Here is a 6,321-nt window from a genome sequence, read left to right on the forward strand (position 1 = left end):
CGCCAGGCAATACTGTCATGTGGCGCGGACTGACCCGCCTCATTTACATTGAGCTTGGCTTCAATATCGGGACAGAACTTATGGGTAAATGAAAGAGTGGCGTCACGCTTACGGCTATGCGGTTCGCTGTAAGTCTTTAGACGGAAATACTAATGGGTTGTATAAACAAGGCCACAGGTCAGTCAGAGAAGTTCGCCGAAATGCACCCTAGCAATGTCATCAACTCATGACGTGCAAAAGTTTCGTTTAGTTCTACCTTTGCTCGCCGGTTATCGTAAGCCTTTAATAGCTGACTATGGTGTCGCTCGGCAGATGAGCGGGAAGCGGCTTGCGGGTGCATTTGGCACGTGCCGCCTTGACCGTTTCTGTCACCGGCGCTATTTCTTCGGCCTCATCGATCTGGAAGTTCTCGATCGTCAGTTTGCGCTGAGCGATCTGCTCATCGAGCTGCTCAAATTTGCGGCAAAACAGCTGGCGGCGCGGGGCGCCAAGCTGGATTCGTATGTCTTGATCATTATTCGATCTCGACGCAAGTATCTATCGGTCGACTCATATAGGCCGCTGCACTAGATGCACTTCACCATCGACCCATGCGCGCCGGCCGTCGATACCGGGATAAAGCTTAAAACGCAGTTCGAGTATATCTCCATTGGGTCCGAGAATATAGCAGCCGGCTGCTTCCGGTGTATCACAGGGACTTGTCGGCAGCGGTGTTTTCTGTGGGTTCAATGCCGCAGTAATAATCTTTAGTGTGCTGGCGTCAAACCTGAAGCCAGGACTAGCATTGAACTGCCGGGTCTCAACAACCTCCCTCACAATGTCGCTGCCCGTGGCCAACGCCGTCGCCCCCGCTTCGAGCAGCGAACCAACGGGTTTCAATCCTCCGTCTTTTTTCGCGACCAGATAGACCGGAAGCGCGGGATTTGTCTGGTAACCGTTAACAGTGATGGAAATGCCGAACGACGAATTGACGGCCGAGGCGTGAGCCGACTGGCTATCCAGCGGCTGGCTTGGAAAAGGCTGAAGTGTTCCATTTCTAGCTGCTATCTGGGAAATGTGCAGTTCGCTTGTCGGGATACGCGCGATGGGCAGAATATTGGCACGGCTTTGAATAATGGTATTGCGGTTCGTCGGGTCAGCGGGCCGCGAAAGGAAAACTGCCGTAACGCTACCATCGTCAAGAATGACTGGGCTTCCACTACGGGTCGGATTGAAACCTTCGCCGGAGAGCGCCCATCCGTTGCTGCCAATCACCGCGACCGATGCTATTTCAGCGAACGTCGAGTAAGTATCAAACTGGGTCTCATAATGGCTTGCTATCAATACGCAGCGGTTTTTAAATGTGGATTCGTTTCCGGGTACAGCGGCTACTTTGAGAAATTGGTACTTTTTGTCCGGTTGCTTCTCTAGACGCAGAAGCACGACGTCGAGACTGCTGCGGGCAACCACATGGGCCTCGATGGGATCAGAATCAGTCGCCGAGGCATCGTGGCCGAGGCGGACGTTAATTGACGTATTTTCGTCCGTACATTTTTCCGGGAAGATATGGCCAGCTGTGAGCACTTCCCCGGCCGCATTGATAAAGAAGCCGGTGCCCATATTGGTACAGCCTGGTGGACCATTGGTGTTGATTCGAACAATGGTCTGGTCGGCGAGCGGTCGTAGTCGAAGCAAAGGGTCATCTGCTGAAAACGGGCAAGCTGCGACACTGCTCCAGACTCCGTAGAGCGCCAGACAGTGCAAGGCGCGCGGTTTCATAGATAATCAGTCCTAAAGCTGAGCAGGCGCTTGTAACGCTCGGGTTTCTTTACAGCGAGAAATCTTACTGGCATCGCCTTCAGGAAAACACCATCGTTACGCGTCTGCGTACCCTTCAGGATATCTCCACCCTGATTGCCTCCGCAAATGAAATAGGGTTTCGTGGTGTCTTCATTTGGACCCGCGTAAAAACCAACAAGTCCTTTACCAAACTTGCATTTATTCAATGTGCCGTCGAGCACCCATACCCCAATTTCCCCTTCCCGCGGCTCTCTTCCTTTTACTTCCTTGCCGTAGCAACGGAAGCTTCCGGAAGAAGCGCTGCCTGTACCTTTGGCCAGCTCAGTGGCACCGATTTTGCCGGTTTTTGACACTGCTCTTGCAATGCAGTAATTGACGAACGCTGCGCACCATGCTGTCGCGTCGCCGTCGAACTCTGGCGCGAGAGGATTGAGATTAGTTGCCGTGAACAGCTCGATGACGAGTGGATTGTAAATCCTTGGCCAACCCCGTGCATACGGACGTCCTTCTTCTCCGAATTGCGTTTTTCCCAAGCCTAAATTGCGGAAATAATAGGCGACGTCGATAGGCCGGCAATCCCAAGGCGCTGCGTCCATTATCGCCCGCGCAAAATCGCGCCGCTCTTTCCCCGGATCTAGTTTACCGAGGGCTGTCTGCCCTAATTCCGTACTAAAAAAATCCGGTTCACTGTTTGCTGTCGTCAGGTCGGGTGGCAAGGGCGGAAAAGGGTCTTCAGTGAGTTTGATAGCGCTTGGCGTCTGAGCCATGCATGGGAGTGCCAAAGAAGCTGTGTAGAGACCAAAAGCGCGGCGTGTCACCATGGGATTCTCCTAACGAAAACAGGTGATCTAACTTCAAATTAAGCCAGATACGATCGTGTCAATTTTATTAGGCAAACCAGTGACATTTCCTGTTGAAGGTAAAACGCAGCTTGGCGATTATCAAATTTATTGCGTGGAAGAAGTCACAAATTGGTTTGGCATAAGTATCTGTTAATTCCTAAGAGAATTTTTTGGGACAATATTGATTTTTGCGCTTTCATCTATCCCATGCCACGCCTTGACTCCGCCGATAAGCGATTGAAACCACGCTATTCTGATGCTGCTATTCTCCAGCGAAGGCAAAGGAACCTAAAAAATTGGCTAGCAGCCGCTAACAGAAAGCACGAGGATACAGTTGACTATAAATGTGCAATGGCGCAATACCGAACGCAGAAAACGCCCAAGGTAGATCTTTATTGCATTCTTCACAAAATAACATTTTCAGTTAGTCCACACGATCATTTGCGTTATGACGGTGGGGGAGGTCCTGATTGCGAGCACCAGTTACGAAGCATGTCTAAGTTCGAAGCCCAGGCTTTGAAATTCAAAGCTTGGTTCTCTGAACACTGTTCGAACAGGCTAGAATTGATATCCCCTTTTCAGGGAATGACAAAAGAAATTACTGTCAGGTGCAGAGTGCACTTACAGAGTGAAGTGACAAAGCCAACCTACCTGATGGTGAATGGCAGTCTTGGTTGCGCACTCTGCGCGCGGCAATCTGTAGGTGAAGCTTCACGATTATCGGAAGCATCCATCCGCCAAGAACTTGATCACCTTGTGCCTCATGGCATAAAAATACAGAGTGTCCATTTCGATTCGAAAGTGGGTGCGTCAAGGATCGAGTTGGAGTGTTTGAAGCACGGACTGTTTATAACTACGGCGGCCTACCTTCGAAAGTCTGCCTATAAGTGTCCTGGCTGCGGGAACGAACAGTGTGGATATGCTGAAAACAGGATCAGGCAACTGCTTGAGACCGGTGAAAAAGGTGTCGACACCACGCTTGGCGTGATGGAAATCGAAACCTATGAAGTAAGAACTTTGAAAGTTGGCATTTCACGCAGAGGCTTGGAAGAACGATACAGGTCGGATTTGAAAGCCATCTATTTCTCAACGGTGTTGCACGAGTTGGATGCTCTCCTTTTGGAGGCCAAAGTCCACAATCACTTTACGTTGCATAAGGATCATCGGTAATCGGCTCACGAAGGCCGTCTTGACGTCAGTCCCCGTTAAAGATTTCGGATTCAGTCAGCAGCGACGGCGAGCTTCCCCTGTACGACCCAGGGCAACAATTCATTGATCCGGTTGATTGGATGATCAGCGATATGCGTGAGTACATGGCGCAGATACGCTTCCGGATCGATGCCGTTGAGCTTGGCCGTTCCGATCAGCGTGTACATTGCCGCGGCGCGCTCACCTCCGCTGTCGGCGCCCATGAACAGGAAATTCTTGCGTCCCAATGCCACGGACCGCAATGACCGTTCGGCTGCATTGTTGTCGATCTCGGCGATGCCGTGATCGCAGTACAGCAACAATGCCTGCCACTGGTTGAGCGCGTAATTGATCGCCCTAGTGGTGTCAGACTTGGCTGAGAGTGTCGGCAAGCGGGTGCGCAGCCACGTCTCGAAATCGGCCAGCAGCGGCAGCGATTGTTCCTGGCGAACCTGCCGACGCATATCCGGCGGCTTGCCGCGCACCAATTCTTCAACCTCATACAACGCGCCGATGCGTCGCAGCGCCTCGGTCGTGAATGCCGTTGGATGGACGACATGCAGATCATGGAATTTGCGACGGGTATGTGCCCAACAAGCCGCCTCCTGCACTCGAGCTGTTTCATAAACAGCGTTAAAGCCCGCATAAGCGTCGGCTTGAAGAATGCCGTGAAACCCGGCGAGATGCGTTTGCGGGTGAATGCCCTTGCGGTCCGGTGTGTAGGCGAACCAGACTGCAGGGGCGACGGTCGATGCCGCACTGCGATCGTCGCGCACGTAGGTCCAGAGTCGGCCTGTCTTCGTCTGACCCTTGCCTGCCGCAAGCACCGGCACGGGCGTGTCGTCAGCATGCAGCTTCGTTCCCGCCATGACATGACGGCGCAGTGCATCAACCAGTGGTGCCATCAGTGCACTGCAGGCACCGACCCAGCGGCCCATGCTGGAGCGGTCGATCTCGACACCTTGCCGTGCATAGATGATGGACTGACGATACAGCGGTTGATGATCGGCAAACTTGGCGACCAGAATATGCGCCAGCAAACCGGGGCCGGCGACACCGCGCAGGATTGGACGGCTTGGCGCAGGCGCCTGCACGATGCAGTCACAGCAGGCACAGGCTTTTTTACGCCGAATATGGCGGATCACCTTGAACGCGGCAGTGACGATCTCGAGTTGTTCGGAAATGTCTTCGCCCAGTGGCTTGAGATCGCCGCCGCAGTCCGGGCAGGCTTGCTCGGCAGGATCCAGGATGCGGTCTTCGCGCGGCAGTTCCGGCGCCAATGCCGGCCGCGTTGCCGGTGGTCGCGGCGGCGTCGGCGCAGTGGTTGATGGCTGCGCATCGATCACGCCTTCTTCGGCCAGCAGATCTTCCAGCCGGCACTCCAGCTTCTCGATCTGGCGGTCAATCTTCTCGGACTTACGGCCGAAGTGCATGCGTTGCAGTTTGGCGATTAGCAGCTTGAGTTGTTCGACCTCGAGTGCGCGTGACGCCAGCGCCATCGTCATCTGGTCCATTGATGCCTGCTGCGCGTGCACGATCGCCTTGAGGGCATCGATATCGTCGGGCAGTGGCGAGGAAGCAGGCATGCGCGGAGCTTACGCACACCCGAGGAAGTTTACAACACCGATCTGGGCTGCCAGGTGCGCTGCGGCTGCCGCCAGTCAATTCCTTCAAGCAGCATCGAAAGCTGCGCCGGGCTCAGAGACACCGAGCCGCTGGTGGCCTGCGGCCACACAAACCGGCCTTGCTCAAGACGCTTGGTTAGCAGGCATAGGCCGTCGCCGGTGGACCACAACAATTTGATGACGTCGCCGCGGCGGCCGCGAAAGACAAATACGTGCCCATTGAACGGATCGGCCGCTAGCGCCGTTTCCACTTTGGCGGCCAGTCCCTGAAAGCCGCAGCGCATGTCGGTGACGCCGGCGGCGATCCAGATCCGGGTGCCGGCAGCAAGGCCGATCATGGATGCAGGTGGCGCAGCACCTGCGCCAATGTCGCTGCATCGACCGCGCCTTCCAGGCGCAGGAGTGCCGCTCCCATTCTGATTTCGATAATTCCTTGTTGTGATACGGGCGGCTTCGATACCAGTGCCGCTGGCTGGCGAGAGGGCTCAACACTTACGGCTAAAAATTCAGTGGCCTGCAATTCATTGCCGCCGCTGCCGGCAACAGCAAGATGCTCACGCCGCCACTTATGAAGCATGTTCGCATTGATGCCATGCTCCAGAGCCAGACGTGCCACTGATATACCCGGCGCACAGGCCGCCACTGCCAGTTGCTTCTTGAAGGCGACATCGTAATTGAGGCGACCCTTCCGGCTGCCTGGCTTGATGCTTGTGTTCAAAGTGGTCCCCACTACTATTTGGTGGGCACTACTTTGGCGCGTCATTCGTCCCGTGTACAGACGGCCTTTATGCGCTTTCATTTACCCATAAGTTCTGTCCCGATATTGAAGCCAAGCTCAATGTAAATGAGGCGGGTCAGTCCGCGCCACATGACAGTATTGCCTGGCG

The 6,321-nt window shown here is 54.4% G+C and carries 7 protein-coding genes; 2 read left to right on the top strand and 5 right to left on the bottom strand.

Annotated features, from left to right (window positions below; genetic code table 11):
- Positions 1 to 213: 213 nt before the first annotated feature.
- Positions 214 to 570 carry a hypothetical protein gene (locus QOL82_RS28880; protein ID WP_283445778.1) on the top strand — a complete coding sequence of 119 codons (357 nt, stop codon included), beginning with the start codon at positions 214 to 216 and terminating at the stop codon, positions 568 to 570.
- Here the strand turns inward: QOL82_RS28880 and QOL82_RS28885 are convergent.
- Both QOL82_RS28885 and QOL82_RS28890 read right to left on the bottom strand, forming a co-directional pair.
- Positions 550 to 1,758, bottom strand: coding sequence for a S1 family peptidase (locus QOL82_RS28885; RefSeq protein ID WP_283445779.1), 1,209 nt, complete (start codon positions 1,756 to 1,758; stop codon positions 550 to 552). The two genes, QOL82_RS28880 and QOL82_RS28885, sit on opposite strands and share 21 nt — an antisense overlap.
- The gene (locus QOL82_RS28890; RefSeq protein ID WP_283445780.1) at positions 1,755 to 2,600 is read right to left on the bottom strand and encodes a C40 family peptidase; all 846 of its coding nucleotides are present in this window, start codon (positions 2,598 to 2,600) and stop codon (positions 1,755 to 1,757) included. Before QOL82_RS28890 ends, QOL82_RS28885 begins: the two co-directional genes overlap by 4 nt.
- A gap of 513 nt (positions 2,601 to 3,113) precedes the next feature.
- On the opposite strand from QOL82_RS28890, the gene QOL82_RS28895 reads away from it, so the two are divergent.
- A complete protein-coding gene (locus QOL82_RS28895) occupies positions 3,114 to 3,791 on the top strand; it encodes a hypothetical protein (RefSeq protein WP_283445781.1) in 678 nt (225 codons plus the stop codon).
- 50 nt (positions 3,792 to 3,841) lie between these two features.
- On the opposite strand, the gene tnpC is transcribed toward QOL82_RS28895, so the two are convergent.
- From tnpC to tnpA, 3 genes are read right to left on the bottom strand one after another with little or no spacing between them, the layout of a single operon-like run.
- Complete coding sequence (gene tnpC / locus QOL82_RS28900) at positions 3,842 to 5,395, bottom strand: IS66 family transposase (RefSeq protein WP_283445782.1); 1,554 nt, start codon at positions 5,393 to 5,395, stop codon at positions 3,842 to 3,844.
- A 29-nt stretch (positions 5,396 to 5,424) separates the two neighbouring features.
- Positions 5,425 to 5,772 carry an IS66 family insertion sequence element accessory protein TnpB gene (gene tnpB, locus QOL82_RS28905; protein WP_283445783.1) on the bottom strand — a complete coding sequence of 116 codons (348 nt, stop codon included), beginning with the start codon at positions 5,770 to 5,772 and terminating at the stop codon, positions 5,425 to 5,427.
- The gene (gene tnpA / locus QOL82_RS28910) at positions 5,769 to 6,152 is read right to left on the bottom strand and encodes an IS66-like element accessory protein TnpA (protein ID WP_283445784.1); all 384 of its coding nucleotides are present in this window, start codon (positions 6,150 to 6,152) and stop codon (positions 5,769 to 5,771) included. Before tnpA ends, tnpB begins: the two co-directional genes overlap by 4 nt.
- Positions 6,153 to 6,321: the final 169 nt, after the last annotated feature.

The organism is Noviherbaspirillum suwonense, assembly GCF_900182955.1.
Classification (GTDB): Bacteria; Pseudomonadota; Gammaproteobacteria; order Burkholderiales; family Burkholderiaceae_D; genus Noviherbaspirillum_A; species Noviherbaspirillum_A suwonense.